This window comes from Rhizorhapis suberifaciens (assembly GCF_014200045.1).
GTDB lineage: Bacteria > Pseudomonadota > Alphaproteobacteria > Sphingomonadales > Sphingomonadaceae > Rhizorhapis > Rhizorhapis suberifaciens.
On the sequence record NZ_JACHOV010000004.1, the window covers coordinates 237,334 to 255,312 of the forward strand.

A 17,979-nucleotide genomic window follows, 5' to 3' on the forward strand; every position below is an offset into this window, starting at 1 on the left:
GAGATTCCAGCTTAGCGCTTCGAGAACTGGAAGCTGCGGCGAGCCTTGGCGCGACCATATTTCTTACGCTCGACGGTGCGGCTGTCGCGAGTAAGGAAGCCTTCCTTCTTCACGGCACTGCGCAGAGCCGGCTCATATTTGGTGAGCGCCTGGCTGATTCCGTGCTTGACGGCGCCAGCCTGACCGGACAGGCCACCGCCCTTGACGGTGCAGATGACGTCATATTGACCCTGACGTTCGGTAACGTCGAAGGGTTGATTGATGACGAGACGCAGCGTCGGACGCGCGAAATAAACAGCCTGGTCGCGGCCGTTGACCGTGATCTTGCCGGTGCCGGGCTTCACCCAAACGCGGGCGACGGCATCCTTGCGGCGGCCGGTAGCATAGGCGCGGCCGAGCTTGTCCAGCTCCTGCTGGCGCAGGGGAGCAGCCTCAACAGCAATCGGAGCTTCTGCACCCAGGGTGGCTGCAGGCGCATCGACGCCGGCGGCGATGTCCTTCAGATCGGAAAGGGACTGGCGGTTATCGGACATTATGCACCCACCTTGTTCTTGCGGTTGCGGGAAGCGATATCGAGCACTTCCGGATTTTGAGCTTCATGCGGGTGGCTGACACCGGCAAAAATGCGAAGGTTGCGCATCTGCTGACGTCCCAGGGGACCACGGGGGATCATGCGTTCCACCGCTTTTTCAAGCACGCGTTCAGGAAAGCGGCCTTCCAGCACCTTCTGCGCGGTAACACCCTTGATGCCGCCGGCATAGCCAGTGTGCTTGTAATAGACCTTGTCGGCGAGCTTCTTGCCCGTGAACTTCACCTTGTCGGCATTGATCACGATGACATTGTCACCACAATCGACATGCGGCGTGTAGCTCGGCTTGTGCTTGCCGCGCAGAATATTGGCGATGATCGACGCAGCGCGGCCGACAACCAGCCCGTCGGCATCGATAAGAAGCCATTTCTTTTCCACTGTCGCCGGGGTGGCCGGCTTCGTGGTCTTCATCAGCGCCTTCATGGCCCTAATCTCCTGATGGGGTAAATTCCCCGATGAATGAAACAAAAGAACGCCGCCCGGCAAAGGCAGCGCTATGGCGCCCTATTGGGAGCGAATCGGCAGGAAGTCAAGAGAAAGGGCGCCTTTCATGACGGGTATCATAATACCTGACCGCTCAGCCAGCGCGCATAATCGGGAGCCGATTCGATGTCCCAGGACAAAATGGCAGGAACTTCATAGCTGTGCAGCTCAGCCAACCTTGTCATCAGCCGTTCGCGTTGGTCCATACGGGTCTTCAGCAGAACAGGCGTTTCGCCGTCCTCCTGCATTTCTCCTTGCCATTGGTAGATGGAGGTACAGCGCGGAAGAATGTTGACGCAGCCGGCAAGCTTTTCCGTCACCAATTGCCGGGCAACCTTGTGCGCTTCCTCGGCCGAACCGAACAAGGTGTAGACGAGCACGAGTCCCTTCATGTCCTCAAGGTAGCAAGCCTGTGGCAACAGGCAACCGTCGCGATCAGCAGCAGGGCCGCCACCGCCTGGTGAGCGACCGCCACCCAGAGGGCGACGCCGGTCAGCAGCGTCGCTATTCCAAGAGCGATCTGCAGAGCCACCAGAGTCAGCACGGCATAGGGAGGGCCTTTGGCTCTGGCTCGCCAAACGCGAAGAGCAAGCACCACCAGCGTGGCGGCGGCGGCCCAGGCAAACCAGCGATGTACAAATTGAACGATGATCGGATTATCGACGATGTTACGCCAAAACGGCTCCAGCATCGGCACGTTCGCGGGAAACAGGCTGTCCCCCATAAGCGGCCATGAATCGAACGCGTAACCCGCCCTCAAGCCAGCCGTGAAAGCGCCCAGACATATCTGCCCCGCCAACATGAGCAGCGCAAACAGGGCGAACCCCGGCAGGCCCGCTGGTTTGGCATCGGGATCACGGCCAAGCAGTTGAAGATCCGACGCGGTCCAAACCACCCCTGCCATGATAAGCAGCGCATTGAGCAGATGCACGGCCAGCCGAATGTGGCTGACGTCGATCCGGTTCACGAGGCCAGAGGCGACCATCCACCAGCCAATGACCCCTTGCAGCGCGCCCAGGGCCAGCAGCACGGCGAGCCGCCAGCCATAGCCCTGCGGTATAGCGCGCTTCCACGCGAACCACATGAAAGGCAAGGCGAAAGCCAAGCCGATGAGACGGCCCAGCAACCGGTGAAAATATTCCCAGAAATAGATGAATTTGAATTCCGCCAAGGTCATGCTGTGGTTGACCGTCTGATATTCGGTCGTACCCTGATAAAGCGCGAATTCCCGCATCCAATCGGCCTGGCTGAGCGGAGGTATCGCGCCCGACACCGGCCGCCATTGGGTAATGGAAAGTCCCGATTCGGTAAGGCGCGTAATCCCTCCCACAACCACGATCAGAAAGATCATGAAGGCTATTACATAGAGCCACCCGGCAATCTGCAAAGGGCGGGGTGACAGCGATGCGGGGCGCGCGAGCAACATGAGCGCGGCCCTTGCACCTTCAAGCGAAACCTTTCAAGAGGCAGCAACGTTTCAATGATATGTTGTATCGCACCCTCGTTTGTGCTTAGACGATCTGATGGATGAAGGGACAAAGATGGTTCAGGCATTGCTGAGGGAAGGACGACTCGACCGGATCGCCATCGGGCTGTCGGGACTGTGCCTTGCCCATTGCCTAGCCACCTCCGTCATAGTCGCCTTGCTTGCCTCGGTGGGCGGTTTCTTCCTGTCGCCCCTGTTTCATGAGATCGGGCTGGGATTTGCGATACTTCTGGCGGCCATCGCGCTTGGTCACGGCGCCCGTTCGCACGGCATGCGGTTGCCGCTGCTGATCGGTTTCCTTGGCCTTGGAGTGATGAGCTGCGCCTTGATCCTGGGCCATGGATGGTTGGAAGCGCCACTTACCATGACGGGCGTCTCCATATTGGCGGTTGGCCATCTCATGAACTACCGGGCGGCGCGCTAGGGACGGCTCTCTTGCCCCTTGCGCAGGCGCAACTATATCTAGGCCTCTATGGGCCGACACCACCACCTTGAACCAACTGGCGAATCGCTTGCGGGCGCAGCGCAGTACATGCTGGAGCAACAGGGCGAACAGTGGACCGACATGCGCGCGGCGATCTTCGACGTCCTTGCCGGCTTCGACAAACCGGCGTCGGCCTATGACATTGCCGATCTGGTTTCGCAAAACCGCGGCAAGCGCGTGGCGCCCAACAGCGTCTACCGAATCCTGGACCTGTTCGTGAAAAGCAATCTCGCCACACGTGTGGAAAGCGCCAACGCCTATATCGCAAATGCCCATCCCGGATGCGTCCATGATTGCATTTTCCTGGTTTGCGGCCAATGCGGCGAGGCGACGCACATCGACGATGATACATTGACCAATATGGTCCGAAAAATGGCTCGGGATCATGGATTTTCGCCTCAACGGCCAGTAATGGAAGTGCTGGGCCTCTGCGCCAAATGCGTATGAGCCTTTGAGCCGTTCGACAGTGGTGGAAAAAATAGCTACAGGGCCAAATATGCCTCAATCGCCCGCGACCCCTTTGCTGGATCAGGTGAAGACGCCTGAAGATCTCCGCCGTTTGGCACCCCACCGCCTGCGGCAGGTCGCCGACGAATTGCGTCAGGAGGTCATTTCCGCGGTCGGCGTCACGGGCGGGCATTTGGGGTCGGGCCTGGGCGTGGTCGAGCTTACCACCGCCATCCATTATGTGTTCAATACACCCGAAGACCGGCTGATCTGGGACGTTGGGCACCAATGCTATCCGCACAAAATTCTGACGGGACGGCGAGACCGCATCCGGACATTGCGGCAAGCCGGCGGCCTTTCCGGTTTCACCAAGCGGTCGGAAAGCGAATATGACCCGTTCGGGGCCGCGCACAGCTCCACGTCGATCAGCGCAGCGCTTGGCTTTGCCGTCGCGAACAAGCTGGCGGGTAAGCCCGGCAAGGCCATAGCCGTCATTGGGGACGGCGCGATGTCGGCAGGCATGGCCTATGAAGCCATGAATAATGCCGAGGCGGCTGGCAATCGGCTGATCGTCATCCTCAATGACAATGACATGTCGATCGCCCCGCCCGTAGGTGGTCTTTCGGCCTATCTGGCGCGCATCGTGTCGAGCCGTGAGTTTCTGTCCGTCCGCGACATTTTGCGTCGGCTCGCGCGGAAGCTGCCCAAGTCACTGCACATCGCGGCGCGAAAGACGGACGAATTTGCGCGCGGCCTGGCGACCGGCGGGACGTTGTTCGAGGAACTCGGCTTTTATTATGTGGGACCGGTCGACGGTCACAATCTCGACCATCTCATACCGGTGCTGGAAAATGTTCGGGACGCGGCGGAAGGTCCGTGCCTGATCCATGTCGTTACGCAGAAGGGCAAGGGCTACGCTCCGGCCGAAGCCGCCGACGACAAATATCATGGCGTCCAAAAGTTCGATGTGGTGAGCGGAGAACAGGCGAAAGCGCCTCCCGGTCCGCCCAGTTACACCAATGTCTTTGCCAAAGCGCTGATCGCCGAAGCACAGCGCGACGAAAAGGTCTGTGCAATTACCGCCGCCATGCCTTCGGGCACGGGCCTCGACAAATTCGCCGCAGCTTTTCCCGACCGCTGTTTTGACGTCGGCATTGCCGAGCAGCACGCCGTGACCTTCGCCGCAGGCCTTGCGGCGCAGGGAATGCGGCCATTTTGCGCAATTTATTCGACGTTCCTGCAGCGCGCCTATGACCAGGTGGTGCACGATGTGGCGATCCAGAATCTTCCGGTCCGTTTTGCCATCGATCGGGCGGGCCTGGTGGGGGCCGACGGCAGCACCCATGCGGGAAGCTTTGACGTCACGTATCTCGCCACATTGCCAAATATGGTCGTCATGGCGGCGGCGGACGAGGCGGAACTGGTCCATATGGTCCACACATGCGCTCTGTACGATACAGGCCCCATTGCCCTCCGATATCCGCGGGGGAATGGGATGGGGGCAGTTCTGCCCGAAGTCCCCCAACAACTACCGATCGGCAAAGGGCGCATCGTACGGGAAGGCAAGAAGGTAGCCATCCTGTCCCTGGGCACCCGGCTTGAAGAAGCGCTGAAGGCCGCCGATTTGCTGGACGCCAAGGGCCTTTCGACAACGGTCGCCGACCTGCGATTCGCAAAACCGCTTGATGTCGAGCTGATCCGCAGGCTGCTGACCAGCCATGACGTCGCGGTCACCATCGAGGAAGGAAGCATTGGCGGTCTCGGCGCGCATGTTCTCACCATGGCGAGCGACACGGGACTGATCGACGCAGGATTGAAGTTACGCACACTGCGTCTGCCCGATATGTTCCAGGATCAGGACAAGCCCGAACAGCAATATGCCGATGCAGGGCTGGATGCGGCGGGTATAGTGGACAGGGTGCTGACGGCCCTGCGCTATAATGATAGCGGCTTGATCGAAGGCGCGCGGGCGTAAAAGCAGGGTCCTCCTGGATCGAACCGTCTGTTCAAGGGGCACTATCTGCTTATCGCGAGAGCGGACCGCCGATCCGGTCGGCTTCCTCTGTTCAGCCTTCAGGGCGCAACTCCGACACAAAATCGTCGCAACGAGAAAATGCGGAGGACGATCCCCTGAGTTACTTAAGGCGCCGCCCGCTGGCTTGTGCCATTCGCGGCCACGCGCATCGGCGTTACCGGCTGGTCCGGCAAGGCATCGATTTCCATCCAGTTCTGGAACGGCAAACCATAATAAAGGTCGAACAGCTCCAACTGCGCACGGAAAGGCTTGCTGCTTTCGCTGTTCCACAACATAGCGATGCCGGTGCGGGTTTCGGGATCGAACATCATGGTCGAACGATATCCGGCCACAGCGCCCGAATGCCCAACCAGCCGGTGGCCCGCATAAGTGAAGCTGCGCCAGCCAAGCCCATAGGCCGGGTCGTGCAGCGCCCGGCCGAGGGCCGTGCTCCCATAGGGTCGCAGGGTGCCGACCAGCGGGTCGTGAATGGCCTTCAGCACTTTAGGCGGCAGGACCGACGGGTCCTCACCCATCTGCGCCTGCATCCAGCGTGCCATATCGACAATATTGGAATTCACCCCCGCCGCCGCCGGAACCTTGTAATAAGCGTCGGTGAGTTTCACCGGATAACCGTTGCGATATGGTCGCGCCCAGCTGCGCGCGCAGGTCAAGTCGCCAAGGCCAATGCTCGCTCCAGTCATGCCTAGCGGTTGGAAAAGCTGCGTCTCCACCGCCTCGGCATAGCTGTGATGCGTGACCTTGCCGATGATCTCGCCTGCCGTGTCATAGGCGATATTCTGATAACTATGGCACGACCCCGGCGGACAGATCAGCGTCAGTCCGGCCAGTTCATGGCGGATTGCAATCGGATCACCGCCCCCTTCCAGCTTGCCGTCATATGCGTTTTTCCACAGGCCCAGCCGATGCGAAAGCACGTCGGACAATGTCGCCACCTGTTCCGCGCCGCCTGGAAGGCGAAGGCTGCTGCCATAAGAGGCGACCGACCGATCGAGGTTCAGCTTGCCCTCCGCCGCCAACTTTGCGGCCAATGTGCCGGCAACGCCCTTGGACAGCGAGGCCCAGCGGAAGACGGTATGCTGAGTGACCGGCTCGCCGGTTTCCTGCGACGTCACGCCATAGCCACGGATAAAGGCCAGCTTGCCATCCTCTACCACCGCAATGGCGAGGCCCGTCATCTCCCGTTCCGCCATCAGCCGGTCGAGCCGCGCGTCGAGGACATCATAATTGACCACCGATCGCCAGGCCTGCGCCTCTGGCAGGGGTATGTTGGCGGCCCGCGCAATCGCGTTGCGGCCGGAGCCCGCATCCGATGCATAATGTTGGTAAAGGAACAAGCCCCCAGCAGCGAGGGCGACAAGGACCATCAGGCGAGCAAACCCCAACCGGCGGGTCGACCCACCTCTTGTCCCTCTCCGTACCCTTCTGCGACCATGGCTTCTGCTCATCCTGGCAAACTACCGTGCATTTCGGCCATTCCGCAAGGTAAATGCGGCGATCAGACTGGAAAACGAGTCAGCTTGTATAATGCACCCACTGGCCGGCCTCCTCCTCTTTCGCAGCCAGGCCGGAAAGCGGAATAATCAATGACTCTTCCGTGCATTTGGCAAATTCAACCGGCACCGGGCTCTGGACAGCCACGGCCCAGCGAGTAAAGCATCGCCCAATATCCGCAGGGAATGAGGGAATCGCCATCGTGACTGTCATCAAGGAAGCCGACCTTATCGAAAGCGTCGCCGACGCGCTTCAGTTCATCAGCTACTACCATCCAATGGATTATATCCGCGCCTTGGGAGTGGCTTACGAGGCGGAGAAAGGTCCGGCCGCCAAAGACGCCATTGCGCAAATCCTGACGAACAGCCGTATGTGCGCCGAGGGGCATCGCCCCATTTGCCAGGATACAGGCATTGTTACGGTCTTTGTAAAATGGGGTCAGAATTGCCGCCTCGACAGCGACAAGAGCCTGCAGCAGGTCGTCGATGAAGGCGTGCGTCGCGCCTACCGCAACCCGGAAAACCCGCTGCGGGCCTCCATCCTGGCCGATCCGGCGTTCAGCCGCGTTAACACCAAGGACAACACGCCTTCCGTCCTCCATGTCGAAATGGTGCCGGGGGACAAGGTGAGCATCGACGTCGCGGCCAAGGGCGGCGGGTCGGAAAACAAGTCGAAGTTCAAGATGCTGAATCCTTCTGACAGCATTGTCGATTGGGTGCTGGAGATGGTGCCGCAGATGGGCGCCGGCTGGTGCCCGCCTGGCATGCTGGGCATCGGCATCGGCGGCACGGCTGAAAAAGCTGTGCTGCTTGCCAAGGAATCGCTGATGGGCGCGATCGACATGGCGCAGCTGAAGGAGCGCGGACCGCAGAACAAGATCGAGGAACTGCGGATTGAAATCTTCGACAAGGTCAACGCGCTCGGCATCGGGGCACAGGGGCTTGGCGGCCTCAGCACCATCCTGGATGTGAAGATCATGGATTGGCCAACGCACGCGGCTTCCAAGCCCATCGCCATGATCCCCAATTGCGCCGCCACTCGTCATGCCCATTTCACGCTGGACGGATCAGGCCCCGCCTATCTGGAAGCGCCGAAGCTTTCCGAATGGCCGGATGTCAACTGGACCCCCAGCAAGGAAGCGATCCGTGTCGATCTCGACACTCTAACGCCCCAACTGGTGCAAAGCTGGAAACATGGCGACCGTCTGCTGCTCAACGGCAAGATGCTCACCGGCCGCGACGCCGCGCACAAACGTATCGCCGACATGCTGGCCAAGGGCGAGGAACTGCCGGTCGAATTCAAGGGCCGCGTCATCTATTATGTTGGCCCCGTCGATCCGGTTGGTGAGGAGATTGTTGGTCCAGCAGGCCCCACAACCGCCACGCGCATGGACAAGTTCACGCGCATGATGCTGGAAAAGGGCCTTCTTGCAATGGTCGGCAAGGCCGAGCGGGGTCCAATGGCCATTGAGGCCATCAAGGACCATAAGTCCGCCTATCTGATGGCCGTGGGGGGTGCTGCCTATCTGGTCGCCCGAGCGATCAAGGGATCCAAGGTCGTAGGCTTTGAGGATCTCGGCATGGAAGCGATCTACGAGTTCGAGGTACAGGACATGCCGGTCACCGTCGCCGTCGATGCCGATGGGCAAAGTGTTCATCACCTGGCGCCGCTGGTGTGGCAGGAGAAGATCAAGCGGGAGAAGTTGTTGGAGGGTGCATAAGCATTCCGGCCGCCAGCAGGCTCAATCCGTGAGCCCGGCGGCCTTTTTTGGTATAACATTGCCCTAATTCCCTTTTATTGACGCACGCATTATAGAAGCTCTGTTCACCAGTTTCGCCGGAGGGGTACCGAGTCGTGGTGAAGGGGGAATATTAGGCGTGACTAAATTGCGTTTCCGCGGCGCATTACTGGCGCCTGTCCTTTGGGGAGGACCCATGGCGCCTTCCCTTGCGCAGGCACCAGTGCCATTGGCGCTTCAGAGCCTGGAAAAAGGTGCCTGGGAAGCCGCACCCAGGGCATCAGAGGAAAAAGTGCGGAACATCTGCCTGGGTGATCCGAGGCAATTATTGCAACTGCACCACCAGCGCAAACACTGCACCTTTCATGTGGTTGAGGATCGAGCGAACAGTGTAATCGTCCATTATAGCTGCCCCGGCGCAGGCCAGGGGCGTACGATGCTGCGGATCGAAACCAGCCGGCTTGTGCAAATCCATACGCAGGGCGTCGCCAGTGGAGCACCCTTCGCTCTTGCCTATGAAGCGCGTCGTAAGGGCGAATGCCGCTAACCATATCTTCAAACAATGAGCTTAAGTCAGGCGGAGTGCTGCTTGTGTCGGCACGCTTTACTCCCTTATCAGGCTGACAAAGCCTAACTGGGTCGCCCATCAAATGGCGGCCCGATTTTTTTGGGGCTGGCACGCGCAGGATAACGTCATACGCCTGCGCAGCCGACAATCCGCACTACCCTTGAAAACGGGACCGCAGGCGTGTAGCGCCCGACGCATGCCTGACCAGCCCAAAAGCGCCGTCGTTCTACTGTCTGGAGGCTTGGACTCCATGGTTGCCGCCGCGCTTGCGCAGGAACAGGGGTTCGCGCTCCATGCGCTGACCATCGACTATAATCAGCGCCACCGACTGGAACTGCAATCGGCCAGTCGAATCGCAAGGGCGCTGAATGCGGTGTCGCACATCGTCCTGCCGCTCAACCTGAGGACATTTGGCGGATCTGCCCTGACAAGTGAAATAGAGGTGCCAAAGGACGGCGTGGGCAGCACCATACCGGTCACCTATGTCCCCGCGCGCAATACCATCTTTCTATCACTTGCTCTCGGCTTGGCAGAAGCGAGGGAGTCCCGGGCCATTTTCATTGGAGTGAATGCGCTCGATTATTCCGGCTACCCGGACTGTCGGCCCGAATTCATCCAGTCATTCGAAGACATAGCCAAGCTCGCCACGCGCGCCGGCGTCGAAGGCAATGCATTCCAAATCCACGCCCCACTACAATATTTGAGCAAAGCGGAAATTGCCGCAGAGGCGCAACGGCTGGGGTTGGACGCGGGCATGAGCTGGTCCTGCTATGATCCGACCACCGACGGAAAACATTGCGGCCTGTGCGACAGCTGCCGCCTGCGGCACAAGGGATTTGAAGAAGCGGGCATTCCGGACCCCACCATCTATGCGACGCTGCCATGAGCTACGCCGTCAAGGAAATGTTCCTTACCTTGCAGGGAGAAGGAATTCAGGCTGGGCGGCGCGCGGTATTCGTCCGTTTCGCCGGGTGCAATCTTTGGTCAGGACGTGAGCAGGACCGGGCCGAAGCCGTCTGCCGCTTCTGCGATACCGATTTCGTTGGTACTGATGGCGACGGCGGCGGGAAATTCGCCGACGCCGCGCTATTGTCGGACGCAGCGCTGGCACTTTGGGGTGAAGTTGCCGACGGGCAGCGCTTTGTCGTCCTGACCGGCGGTGAGCCAATGCTCCAGGTCGATGATGCGCTGATGGAGGCGCTTCATGCCCGCCAGTTCCAGATTGCCATCGAAAGCAACGGCACCTTGCCCGCCCATCCGGATTTGGATTGGGTTTGCATCAGCCCCAAGGCAGGGAGCCAGGTCGTCCAGCGCTCGGGCGATGAACTCAAACTGGTGTGGCCCCAGCCGGGCAGCGACACAGCAGAAATCGAAAGCTGGTCCTTCGACCATTTCCTGATCCAGCCACTCGACGATGCCAATGCCAGCGCCGACGCAAATCATAAAGCCGCGATCGATTTTGTCCTCGCGCATCCCAAATGGCGGCTGTCGGTACAAATGCACAAATATGAAGGGCTGCGCTAAGGGATATCTGATCGAGTGATCACCTCCCCCATCTGGCTGCCCGCCACCCTGATCGCTGGTGTTTTACAGGCCTGGCGCACTGCCGTGCAACAACGCGTGCGTGCGACATTGTCGGTCAATGCGGCCGGACTGGTCCGTTATCTCTTTGGTCTGCCGGTGGCATGGCTGCTGCTTGCAATCTATGAGGGTGTCATTGCGCGCGATACCTTTCCGGCCATCGGACCCTTGTTCCTGCCATTCGCAGCTGCGGCAGGGCTGGCGCAGATCCTTGCCACAAATTTGCTGATCATGGCCTTTGGCTATCGCAATTTCGTCGCCGGGACCGCTTATTCGAAAACGGAGGCGTTGCAGAGCGCGATACTGGCCTTGGTGCTGCTTGGGGAAACGTTAAGCCCATTGAGTTGGCTGGGCATATTGGCGGGCGTTGCTGGCGTACTTGTGCTCTCCGTCGGCGGCAAGCATGTCGGGCTGGGCGGGCTGACCCGCGCGCTCGGTCAGCCCGCCGCGGTGTGCGGCATTGCATCGGGCTTCCTTTTTGCGATGACCTCCGTGGCGGTAAAACGCGCCACCTTTGAAGTGGCAACAGCTGATAAGGTGGAAGCGGCCCTGGCCGTCCTGGCAACCACAGTGTTCCTGCAGACGCTGATGCAGGGCGGCTATCTTTTCTGGCGTGAGCGGGAACAGTTCGCACGGATCGCGGCAAGTTGGCGTGTATCGGGACAGGTCGGGCTGCTTGCGTCGCTAGGCTCCGCATTTTGGTTCGCGGGTTTTGCCACCGCCCCTGTCGCATTGGTGCGGATCGTGGGGCAGGTTGAGGTAATCTTCACCTTGGGCTTTGCCCATTTTTACCTTCGTGAAAGGCTGGCGCGAACGGAGGCCGCTGGATTGATGCTGGTAGGCCTGGGTGTGATCCTGGCCCTCGCTGGATCAGGATTTCGATAGCCCATTGCAAACCACCGGCAGAAGCGGCTAAGCGCAGCGCATGGGAATTCTCGGCAAGATCTTCACCTGGTGGGACGGAGCCACCATCGGCACCTCGCTTTATAGCGCCCGCCACGGCACTAAGGCGGGTGAGGACCATCTGGGAAATGTCTATTACAGCGGCAAGGATGATCGCCGCTGGGTCATCTACAATGGCTCGAACGACGCCAGCCGTGTTCCTCCGGAATGGCATGGCTGGTTGCACCACACCTTTGACGATGTGCCCGAAAGCTTCCTGCCGCCGCCCCGAATCTGGGAGAAGGAGGCGATCCCTAACCTCACTGGGACGCGATTGGCTTATCGTCCGCAAGGCGCGCTGGAAGCGGGCGGCCGCCGCGCCGCTGCCACCGGCGATTATGAAGCCTGGAGCCCCGACGCATCATGAAGATCCAGCTGGTGGGAGCGGTCCTGCCTGCCCTGTTTCTTGTCGGCTGCAACGATCAGTTGCCTAGCGACAACCAGACCAATGAAGGTCCGGTCAGGATCGAAAATGCCGCTGGCTTCACTAACCACGATCAGATTGCCGGACTGCCGGGCACTCCAATGGCCGAACGGGAAGCTGTGATCGGCATTCTCAACAAGCGCAACGGCCTGACACGCGATCTCAATATGAAACCTGGCGAAGCCCTTCGCGTGGGCAAGGCCATTGTCCGCCTGCGCGCCTGCGAAGCGACTGCCCCCTGGGAAGAAGTGCCCGAAACCGGGGCTTTTGTTCAGCTGGACGTGCAAGGTAATGACAAGAAATGGCGTCGCGCCTTTTCAGGCTGGTTGTTCAAGGAACGCCCCGAACGCAATGTCGTACAGCACGAAATCTACGATGTCTGGGTCAAAAGCTGCACGATGAATTGGCCCGATGCCGGCCCCGACACCCTCAAGGTCGGCAAATCTGGAGGAACCTCCGGGGCAAGCGAGTCCAGCGCCGAAAAATTACCGGCGGAAGGCAGCACTGATGCCAATGAAGCGCCTCCTGCCGCACCCACCGCCGCTGCCCCTGCACCGGCCAACGCGGAATCCAGCAACGACAGATAGCGCGCCTGACTAATCTCGACCGCTCCCAGCGAGCGGAGGTGATCGGTCATGAACTGGCAATCCAATAATTCGAAGCCTCCGGCTTTCAACCGGGCGACCAACCAGGCCAAAGCGACTTTGGAAGCGTCGGTTTCCCGGCTGAACATGCTTTCTCCGAAGAAGGCGCGTCCCAGCGATATGCCGTATAAACCGCCCACCAACCGCTCTCCCATCCAGCACTCGATGCTATGAGCATAGCCCATCGAATAAAGTGTAAGACAGGCTTCCTCGATCGGCCTGTTGATCCAGCTTTCCGGCCTGTCCGGCGTCGCCTCGGCACAAGCGCTGAGCACCGCGGGAAAGTCGCGGTCGGCGGTGACGCGGAATATGTCGGAACGGATCGTTTTGCGCAGCGACCTGGAAAGATGCAGCCCCTCCAGCGGTAAAATAGCGCGTTTTTTGGGCTCTACCCAAAAAATCTCAGGATCATCCCTGCTGTCGGCCATGGGGAATATCCCCATCGCATAGGCCCGCAGCAGAATATTGAGGTCAATCGTCATTCCTGAAAGGGTAGCAAAGATTCAGATGCGCGCCAGTAGCAAGGGTAGCAATTGGCCTGGTTATTTGGGTAGCCTGCAAGGTCAAGCCTATTCCTCCGTCAGCACCTCGCCTGGCTGCGCACTTACGAAACGGCGCGCCAGTTCGAAATCATGCCCTGCGCGCAGGAACGCGCCGATCTGCTTCTTCTGTAACTCTCGGTCCGCAGCTTCTGTCGAGAACGGCCCGATCCGCCGCTTGCGAGCAAAGGTTTCGGCAGCGCGCCACCGCTCCTGCGCCGCTTGCTGCCTGGCCACCTCGCGCTCGTCCTCGGCTATTCCGGCAGCGCGCAGATCCTCTTCGACCCGACGCATGCCATAGCCCCGGCGACCAAGCGAAGCGGTCCGCATGGCCGCAAACGCGGCATCGTCGACATAGCGGAGATCGGCAAAGCGGGCGACCAGCGACACCACATCGGGCGCTCTTTCCCCGTCCCAGCCGCATTCGCGTATCTTACGTTGCAAATAGGCGCCCAGCTTGGCCTGCGTCGTAGCATAGCGGCCCGCATAATGCAGCGCCAACTGCTCCAGCCGTTCGCTGTTCAGGGGAGGTTTCTGCTTCTTGATATAGTCTCTGGTCACGCGCCACGATTATGCCACAGTCGGGCCGGAATTTGAACGCGGCTTCCGGTCTAAAAGCGCACATTAGCAAAGGCTGGACAGTTTCAACGCCATGGCGCAGGAAGACAGCCGGTTTCGGATATTAAAGGGAGCGACCGGAATTGCAGAATGCCAAAGTGATGGTTCGGGACGCCGCACCGTCTGCAACGCCGACAATTGACGGCCTGCCGCGGCGCTTTTCCGATTTCGAAACGCTCGGTGAAGCGCTGGATTACGCCGCGCGTGGCCAGCGCGGCTTCAACTTTCATGATCCGCGCGGCAATCTCGCTCGTCCCTACCCCTTTTCCGAGCTTCGCGAAGATGCGTTGCAATGTGCCTATCGCCTGATCGGTCATGGCGTTCGTCCACAGGACAGGATCGCACTGGTCGCTGAGACCGCGACGGATTTCGCGGCGATGTTCTTCGGCATTGTCTATGCTGGCGCGTGGCCGGTGCCATTGCCATTGCCCACCAGCTTTGGCGGCAAGGAAAGTTACATCGATCAATTATCGGTTCAGCTGAAAAGCTGCGACCCCCGGATGCTGTTCTATCCAGCCGAACTGGCCGACATGGCCGGGGACGCCGCCCGCGCCTGCAAGGTCGAAGGCCGCACCTATGAAGGGTTCCTGGCGCTTGAGGCTTACCAGACGCCCCTGCCGCAGGCCAGCACCGACGATATTTGCTATTTGCAATATTCCAGCGGTTCCACGCGTTTCCCCCATGGGGTTGCGGTAACACACCATGCGCTTTTGAATAATCTTTCGGCACATAGCCATGGCATGCAACTGACCGACAGCGACCGCTGCATCAGCTGGTTGCCCTGGTATCATGACATGGGGCTGGTCGGCTGCTTCCTCTCGCCAGTCGCCAATCAGGTGTCGGTGGATTATCTCAAAACGGAGGATTTTGCGCGGCGTCCGCTTGCTTGGCTTGATCTTATCAGCCGCAATTCCGGCACCTCCATCAGCTATTCTCCGACTTTCGGCTACGACATCTGTGCACGCCGCATGTCCAGCCAAACCAAGGCATCAGACCGTTTCGACCTGTCGCGCTGGCGGATAGCCGGCAACGGCGCGGACATGATCCGGCCTGACGTGATGCAGGGCTTTGTCGACGCTTTTTCGGATGCAGGCTTTTCCGCCTCTGCCTTCCTGCCGAGCTATGGCCTGGCGGAAGCCACGCTGGCGGTCACAATCATGCCGCCGGGTGAAGGCATTGTCGTGGAACTGGTTGAGGAAACCGACCTTTCGGGCGGGGACAAAGCAGAGGATCGCCCACCCCGCTACCGCGCCATCGTCAACTGCGGCAAACCCGCAAAGGACATGGTCGTGGAGATTCGCGACGAGGACGGCGCCATTCTTCCCGAAAAAGCGATCGGCAAGGTGTGGACCGCAGGGCCCTCGATCATGACCGGCTATTTCCGTGACGCAGAGGCCACGGCAGCCTGCCTCGTCGACGGCTGGCTCGATACCGGCGACATGGGATATATGTCCGAAGGGTATCTCTACATCGTGGGCCGCGCCAAGGACATGATCATCATCAATGGCAAAAACCATTGGCCGCAGGACATTGAATGGGCCGTGGAGCAATTGCCTGGGTTCAAGGCAGGCGACATCGCCGCCTTTTCGATCACGACGCCGGGCGGGGAAGAAACCCCTGCCGTTCTGGTACATTGCCGCACGTCGGACAATGAAGAAAGAAGCCGCCTGCGTGACCAGATTCGCGACAAGGTCCGCTCGATCACTGGCATGAACTGCGTCGTGGAATTGGTCCCGCCGCGCACCTTGCCCCGGACAAGTTCAGGCAAACTCAGCCGCTCAAAGGCAAGGAACCTCTACCTTTCGGGCGAAATTCAACCTTACGACGTCGCAGCCTGAAGGAACAGCCGGCGCGGTGTGGGCAGTCTGCCGCCCTGTACATTATTTTCGGGATTCCGACGGAGCCGCATCGGCATAAGGGCGGTTCGTGCATCAAATATGACGGAAAAGCTGGAGCGGGTAGCGGGGATCGAACCCGCATCACAAGCTTGGAAGGCTAGTGCTCTACCATTGAGCTATACCCGCATTTCAAAGGGCGTTGACCCTTCAGCTTCATCCGTTTTCAGGGCGGTTCACATGCCGTCCTGCAAGACGACCGCCAACTGCCACGACTATGGCCGCGTCGTCAACATATACATTGTGAATTTCAGTCATCTGGAAAGTGCCGTCACAAACCCTTCCACATATTCCCTGAGGCGCTCGCGTGCAGTCTCATCGGTGAGGTTCCCCTGGGCGTCGAACGCTTTGCCCGCACCTGACAGCATCAAACGCCCTTCTGTCCACAATTCCATTCCAAGGGTTCTGAGCACCGGTAGCCACGCATTCTGCGCCAGTATCGTTCCGAATCCTCCCAATGAGGCTCCGATGACGGCGACTGGTTTGCCGCCGAAGACGCGTTTGATATCCGCCGGCGGTCGCGAGCACCAGTCAATGGCGTTCTTGAACACCCCGGGGACACTATTATTATATTCCGGGGTAGCCAATAGAAGGCCGTCCGCCTTGGCGATTGCATCCTTAATCTGGGATACCGCCAGCGGGATGCCGCTCGCCTCTTCATCATCGCCATTATAGAGCGGCACCGCGGCGATCGATCCAATCTCCAGATTGGCGCCCTCGGGCATTAGCGCCTGGGCGGCGCGAAGCAGTCCGGAATTATAGGAATAGCGCCGAAGGCTGCCTGATAGGCCTAAGATAGCCGTCATAAATACTCCATCGTTGGGAGACAGTGGCTCCAATATTCTTTTTTGTCCAGTAACGTCCGCTCATCCTGAGTCCAGCCATGGAACGCTATGGGGGATAATCATTGGCGGCAACGACCGCGCACGCCCTGCATCTCAGCTTAGCGGAAACATTCCCACCAAGCTGCGTTCTGAAATTCGAACCCTACAGGAGGATGACGATGTCGGATATTGGCGAATTAAAGAAACATCTCTGGAAGAATATGGAGGAAGGACCCTATGTAATGATAGGGCTGGAGGGCGGCGGGCATAGCGAACCCCTGACGGTGCAACTGGACAAGGATCAGGCCGACCGATTGTATTTTTTCATCGGCAAGGACAATCGGATGGCCCGAGGCGGAAAGGCAATGGCGCAGTTCGTGTCCAAGGGTCAGGACTTTTTCGCCTGTCTCTCCGGCCTCGCCCGCATCGATAATGATCGAGCGATCATAGACAAGCTTTGGTCCAATGAGGCCGAGTCCTGGTTCTCCGGAGGAAAGAATGATCCCAATCTGGCGCTCCTGCGCTTTGACATTGAAGACGCCGAACTATGGGAAACTGACATATCCCTTTCCGGCAGGCTGAAAATGCTGTTCGGCGGCAAGATCAATACTGGCGAAGAAGGCAGCCACGCCCACGTGGGCACAACCGTGATAAAGGAATAGCGACAACTAAGCCTTTGACTTGCCGACCTTTGATCAGAGGATGCCTGTAATTCGCCGAAGCAGCATTTCATGGCCTGGGCGTCTGATTCCTAGACTCGTGACTGAGCGTCAATAAAACTGCCAATTCGCTACGATAAAGAAGATCAATATGGCAAGCGCGGTCCACACCGCGACAATGATGACGGCGCCGGCGCGGCTGACCGGCCGTCTGGTCTCTGCTTCAGCGACGGCCTTATACTCGGCCCAGAGCCGTGGCGGTATCAGTTGCGTGAACAGCCAAATGCCAATGGGCAGGATCAAAAGATCATCCACCAGCCCCAGCACAGGCACGAAGTCGGGAACAAGGTCGATAGGGGACAGCGCATAGGCGGCAACCAATGCGCCGAATATGCGTATCGGCATTGGAGTTCGCGGATCACGAACCGCCAGCCATACCGCATGTGCATCGACGCGCACGCCGTGAATAAATCCTTTAAGACCGGCTTTGGGTTTGCCTTCCATTCCTTCTCCTTTAAGGCTGCACAAC

General features: G+C 59.4%; 20 protein-coding genes, 1 tRNA gene and 1 pseudogene. 12 read left to right on the plus strand and 10 right to left on the minus strand.

The window, feature by feature from the left end; genetic code table 11:
* Positions 1-11: 11 nt before the first annotated feature.
* The 4 genes from rpsI to HNQ99_RS07065 all read right to left on the minus strand — a co-directional run bounded on the left by rpsI (position 12) and on the right by HNQ99_RS07065 (position 2,498).
* Complete coding sequence (gene rpsI, locus HNQ99_RS07050; protein ID WP_184474925.1) at positions 12-533, minus strand: 30S ribosomal protein S9; 522 nt, start codon at positions 531-533, stop codon at positions 12-14.
* A complete protein-coding gene (gene rplM, locus HNQ99_RS07055; protein WP_184474926.1) occupies positions 533-1,012 on the minus strand; it encodes a 50S ribosomal protein L13 in 480 nt (159 codons plus the stop codon). The genes rpsI and rplM overlap by 1 nt, the downstream gene beginning before the upstream one ends.
* Positions 1,013-1,149: 137 nt before the next feature.
* Positions 1,150-1,464, minus strand: a complete 315-nt coding sequence (gene cutA / locus HNQ99_RS07060; protein ID WP_184474927.1) for a divalent-cation tolerance protein CutA — start codon at positions 1,462-1,464, stop codon at positions 1,150-1,152.
* Complete coding sequence (locus HNQ99_RS07065) at positions 1,461-2,498, minus strand: COX15/CtaA family protein (RefSeq protein ID WP_184474928.1); 1,038 nt, start codon at positions 2,496-2,498, stop codon at positions 1,461-1,463. The genes cutA and HNQ99_RS07065 overlap by 4 nt, the downstream gene beginning before the upstream one ends.
* Before the next feature lie 97 nt (positions 2,499-2,595).
* On the opposite strand from HNQ99_RS07065, the gene HNQ99_RS07070 reads away from it, so the two are divergent.
* From HNQ99_RS07070 to dxs, 3 genes are read left to right on the plus strand one after another with little or no spacing between them, the layout of a single operon-like run.
* On the plus strand, positions 2,596-2,982 hold the full coding sequence (locus tag HNQ99_RS07070) for a MerC domain-containing protein (RefSeq protein WP_246414697.1): 387 nt from the start codon (positions 2,596-2,598) through the stop codon (positions 2,980-2,982).
* A gap of 48 nt (positions 2,983-3,030) precedes the next feature.
* Positions 3,031-3,489, plus strand: a complete 459-nt coding sequence (locus HNQ99_RS07075; RefSeq protein ID WP_184474929.1) for a Fur family transcriptional regulator — start codon at positions 3,031-3,033, stop codon at positions 3,487-3,489.
* 49 nt (positions 3,490-3,538) lie between these two features.
* On the plus strand, positions 3,539-5,464 hold the full coding sequence (gene dxs, locus HNQ99_RS07080) for a 1-deoxy-D-xylulose-5-phosphate synthase (protein ID WP_184474930.1): 1,926 nt from the start codon (positions 3,539-3,541) through the stop codon (positions 5,462-5,464).
* Between the two features lie 164 nt (positions 5,465-5,628).
* On the opposite strand, the gene HNQ99_RS07085 is transcribed toward dxs, so the two are convergent.
* On the minus strand, positions 5,629-6,891 hold the full coding sequence (locus HNQ99_RS07085; protein WP_184474931.1) for a serine hydrolase domain-containing protein: 1,263 nt from the start codon (positions 6,889-6,891) through the stop codon (positions 5,629-5,631).
* Between the two features lie 329 nt (positions 6,892-7,220).
* On the opposite strand from HNQ99_RS07085, the gene HNQ99_RS07090 reads away from it, so the two are divergent.
* The 7 genes and pseudogenes from HNQ99_RS07090 to HNQ99_RS16945 all read left to right on the plus strand — a co-directional run.
* Positions 7,221-8,738 (plus strand): fumarate hydratase, encoded by a 1,518-nt coding sequence (locus tag HNQ99_RS07090; RefSeq protein ID WP_184474932.1) that lies wholly within the window; start codon positions 7,221-7,223, stop codon positions 8,736-8,738.
* 214 nt (positions 8,739-8,952) lie between these two features.
* Positions 8,953-9,303: a DUF3617 domain-containing protein gene (locus HNQ99_RS07095; protein WP_184474933.1), complete on the plus strand. Its 351-nt coding sequence runs from the start codon at positions 8,953-8,955 to the stop codon at positions 9,301-9,303.
* A 217-nt stretch (positions 9,304-9,520) separates the two neighbouring features.
* Positions 9,521-10,210 (plus strand): 7-cyano-7-deazaguanine synthase QueC, encoded by a 690-nt coding sequence (gene queC, locus HNQ99_RS07100; protein ID WP_184474934.1) that lies wholly within the window; start codon positions 9,521-9,523, stop codon positions 10,208-10,210.
* Complete coding sequence (gene queE, locus HNQ99_RS07105; RefSeq protein ID WP_184474935.1) at positions 10,207-10,848, plus strand: 7-carboxy-7-deazaguanine synthase; 642 nt, start codon at positions 10,207-10,209, stop codon at positions 10,846-10,848. Before queC ends, queE begins: the two co-directional genes overlap by 4 nt.
* 15 nt (positions 10,849-10,863) lie before the next feature.
* Positions 10,864-11,790, plus strand: coding sequence for an EamA family transporter (locus HNQ99_RS07110; protein WP_184474936.1), 927 nt, complete (start codon positions 10,864-10,866; stop codon positions 11,788-11,790).
* Positions 11,791-11,830: 40 nt separating this feature from the next.
* The gene (locus tag HNQ99_RS07115) at positions 11,831-12,214 is read left to right on the plus strand and encodes an NADH:ubiquinone oxidoreductase subunit NDUFA12 (protein WP_184474937.1); all 384 of its coding nucleotides are present in this window, start codon (positions 11,831-11,833) and stop codon (positions 12,212-12,214) included.
* Positions 12,215-12,438: 224 nt separating this feature from the next.
* Positions 12,439-12,606 (plus strand): annotated as a pseudogene (locus tag HNQ99_RS16945) (DUF2155 domain-containing protein); the annotation flags it as partial.
* A 35-nt stretch (positions 12,607-12,641) separates the two neighbouring features.
* Here HNQ99_RS16945 and aat read toward each other — a convergent pair.
* Positions 12,642-13,397 carry a leucyl/phenylalanyl-tRNA--protein transferase gene (aat, locus tag HNQ99_RS16610; RefSeq protein WP_184474938.1) on the minus strand — a complete coding sequence of 252 codons (756 nt, stop codon included), beginning with the start codon at positions 13,395-13,397 and terminating at the stop codon, positions 12,642-12,644.
* Positions 13,398-13,484: 87 nt separating this feature from the next.
* A complete protein-coding gene (locus HNQ99_RS07130) occupies positions 13,485-14,015 on the minus strand; it encodes a regulatory protein RecX (protein ID WP_322790335.1) in 531 nt (176 codons plus the stop codon).
* A gap of 158 nt (positions 14,016-14,173) precedes the next feature.
* On the opposite strand from HNQ99_RS07130, the gene HNQ99_RS07135 reads away from it, so the two are divergent.
* Positions 14,174-15,910: a fatty acyl-AMP ligase gene (locus HNQ99_RS07135; RefSeq protein WP_184474983.1), complete on the plus strand. Its 1,737-nt coding sequence runs from the start codon at positions 14,174-14,176 to the stop codon at positions 15,908-15,910.
* A 112-nt stretch (positions 15,911-16,022) separates the two neighbouring features.
* Here the strand turns inward: HNQ99_RS07135 and HNQ99_RS07140 are convergent.
* Positions 16,023-16,096 (minus strand) — tRNA-Gly (locus tag HNQ99_RS07140).
* A gap of 125 nt (positions 16,097-16,221) precedes the next feature.
* Entirely contained in the window at positions 16,222-16,773 is a 552-nt protein-coding gene (locus HNQ99_RS07145; RefSeq protein ID WP_184474939.1) for an NADPH-dependent FMN reductase, read from the minus strand.
* A gap of 197 nt (positions 16,774-16,970) precedes the next feature.
* On the opposite strand from HNQ99_RS07145, the gene HNQ99_RS07150 reads away from it, so the two are divergent.
* Complete coding sequence (locus tag HNQ99_RS07150; protein ID WP_184474940.1) at positions 16,971-17,453, plus strand: pyridoxamine 5'-phosphate oxidase family protein; 483 nt, start codon at positions 16,971-16,973, stop codon at positions 17,451-17,453.
* Positions 17,454-17,561: 108 nt separating this feature from the next.
* Here the strand turns inward: HNQ99_RS07150 and HNQ99_RS07155 are convergent, their stop codons facing one another.
* The gene (locus HNQ99_RS07155; RefSeq protein ID WP_184474941.1) at positions 17,562-17,954 is read right to left on the minus strand and encodes a YkvA family protein; all 393 of its coding nucleotides are present in this window, start codon (positions 17,952-17,954) and stop codon (positions 17,562-17,564) included.
* Positions 17,955-17,979: the final 25 nt, after the last annotated feature.

Excerpts from the sequence above, each read along its gene's own strand:
- HNQ99_RS07145 (WP_184474939.1), bottom strand. The coding sequence starts at position 16,773 with ATGACGGCTATCTTAGGCCTATCAGGCAGCCTTCGGCGCTATTCCTAT.
- HNQ99_RS07155 (WP_184474941.1), bottom strand. The coding sequence starts at position 17,954 with ATGGAAGGCAAACCCAAAGCCGGTCTTAAAGGATTTATTCACGGCGTG.
- rplM (WP_184474926.1), bottom strand. The coding sequence starts at position 1,012 with ATGAAGGCGCTGATGAAGACCACGAAGCCGGCCACCCCGGCGACAGTG.
- queE (WP_184474935.1), top strand. The coding sequence starts at position 10,207 with ATGAGCTACGCCGTCAAGGAAATGTTCCTTACCTTGCAGGGAGAAGGA.
- HNQ99_RS07075 (WP_184474929.1), top strand. The coding sequence starts at position 3,031 with ATGGGCCGACACCACCACCTTGAACCAACTGGCGAATCGCTTGCGGGC.
- HNQ99_RS07135 (WP_184474983.1), top strand. The coding sequence starts at position 14,174 with ATGGTTCGGGACGCCGCACCGTCTGCAACGCCGACAATTGACGGCCTG.
- HNQ99_RS07150 (WP_184474940.1), top strand. The coding sequence starts at position 16,971 with ATGTCGGATATTGGCGAATTAAAGAAACATCTCTGGAAGAATATGGAG.
- HNQ99_RS07070 (WP_246414697.1), top strand. The coding sequence starts at position 2,596 with ATGGATGAAGGGACAAAGATGGTTCAGGCATTGCTGAGGGAAGGACGA.
- HNQ99_RS07085 (WP_184474931.1), bottom strand. The coding sequence starts at position 6,891 with ATGGTCCTTGTCGCCCTCGCTGCTGGGGGCTTGTTCCTTTACCAACAT.
- HNQ99_RS07065 (WP_184474928.1), bottom strand. The coding sequence starts at position 2,498 with ATGTTGCTCGCGCGCCCCGCATCGCTGTCACCCCGCCCTTTGCAGATT.
- cutA (WP_184474927.1), bottom strand. The coding sequence starts at position 1,464 with ATGAAGGGACTCGTGCTCGTCTACACCTTGTTCGGTTCGGCCGAGGAA.
- HNQ99_RS07095 (WP_184474933.1), top strand. The coding sequence starts at position 8,953 with ATGGCGCCTTCCCTTGCGCAGGCACCAGTGCCATTGGCGCTTCAGAGC.
- rpsI (WP_184474925.1), bottom strand. The coding sequence starts at position 533 with ATGTCCGATAACCGCCAGTCCCTTTCCGATCTGAAGGACATCGCCGCC.
- HNQ99_RS07115 (WP_184474937.1), top strand. The coding sequence starts at position 11,831 with ATGGGAATTCTCGGCAAGATCTTCACCTGGTGGGACGGAGCCACCATC.
- queC (WP_184474934.1), top strand. The coding sequence starts at position 9,521 with ATGCCTGACCAGCCCAAAAGCGCCGTCGTTCTACTGTCTGGAGGCTTG.
- dxs (WP_184474930.1), top strand. The coding sequence starts at position 3,539 with ATGCCTCAATCGCCCGCGACCCCTTTGCTGGATCAGGTGAAGACGCCT.
- aat (WP_184474938.1), bottom strand. The coding sequence starts at position 13,397 with ATGACGATTGACCTCAATATTCTGCTGCGGGCCTATGCGATGGGGATA.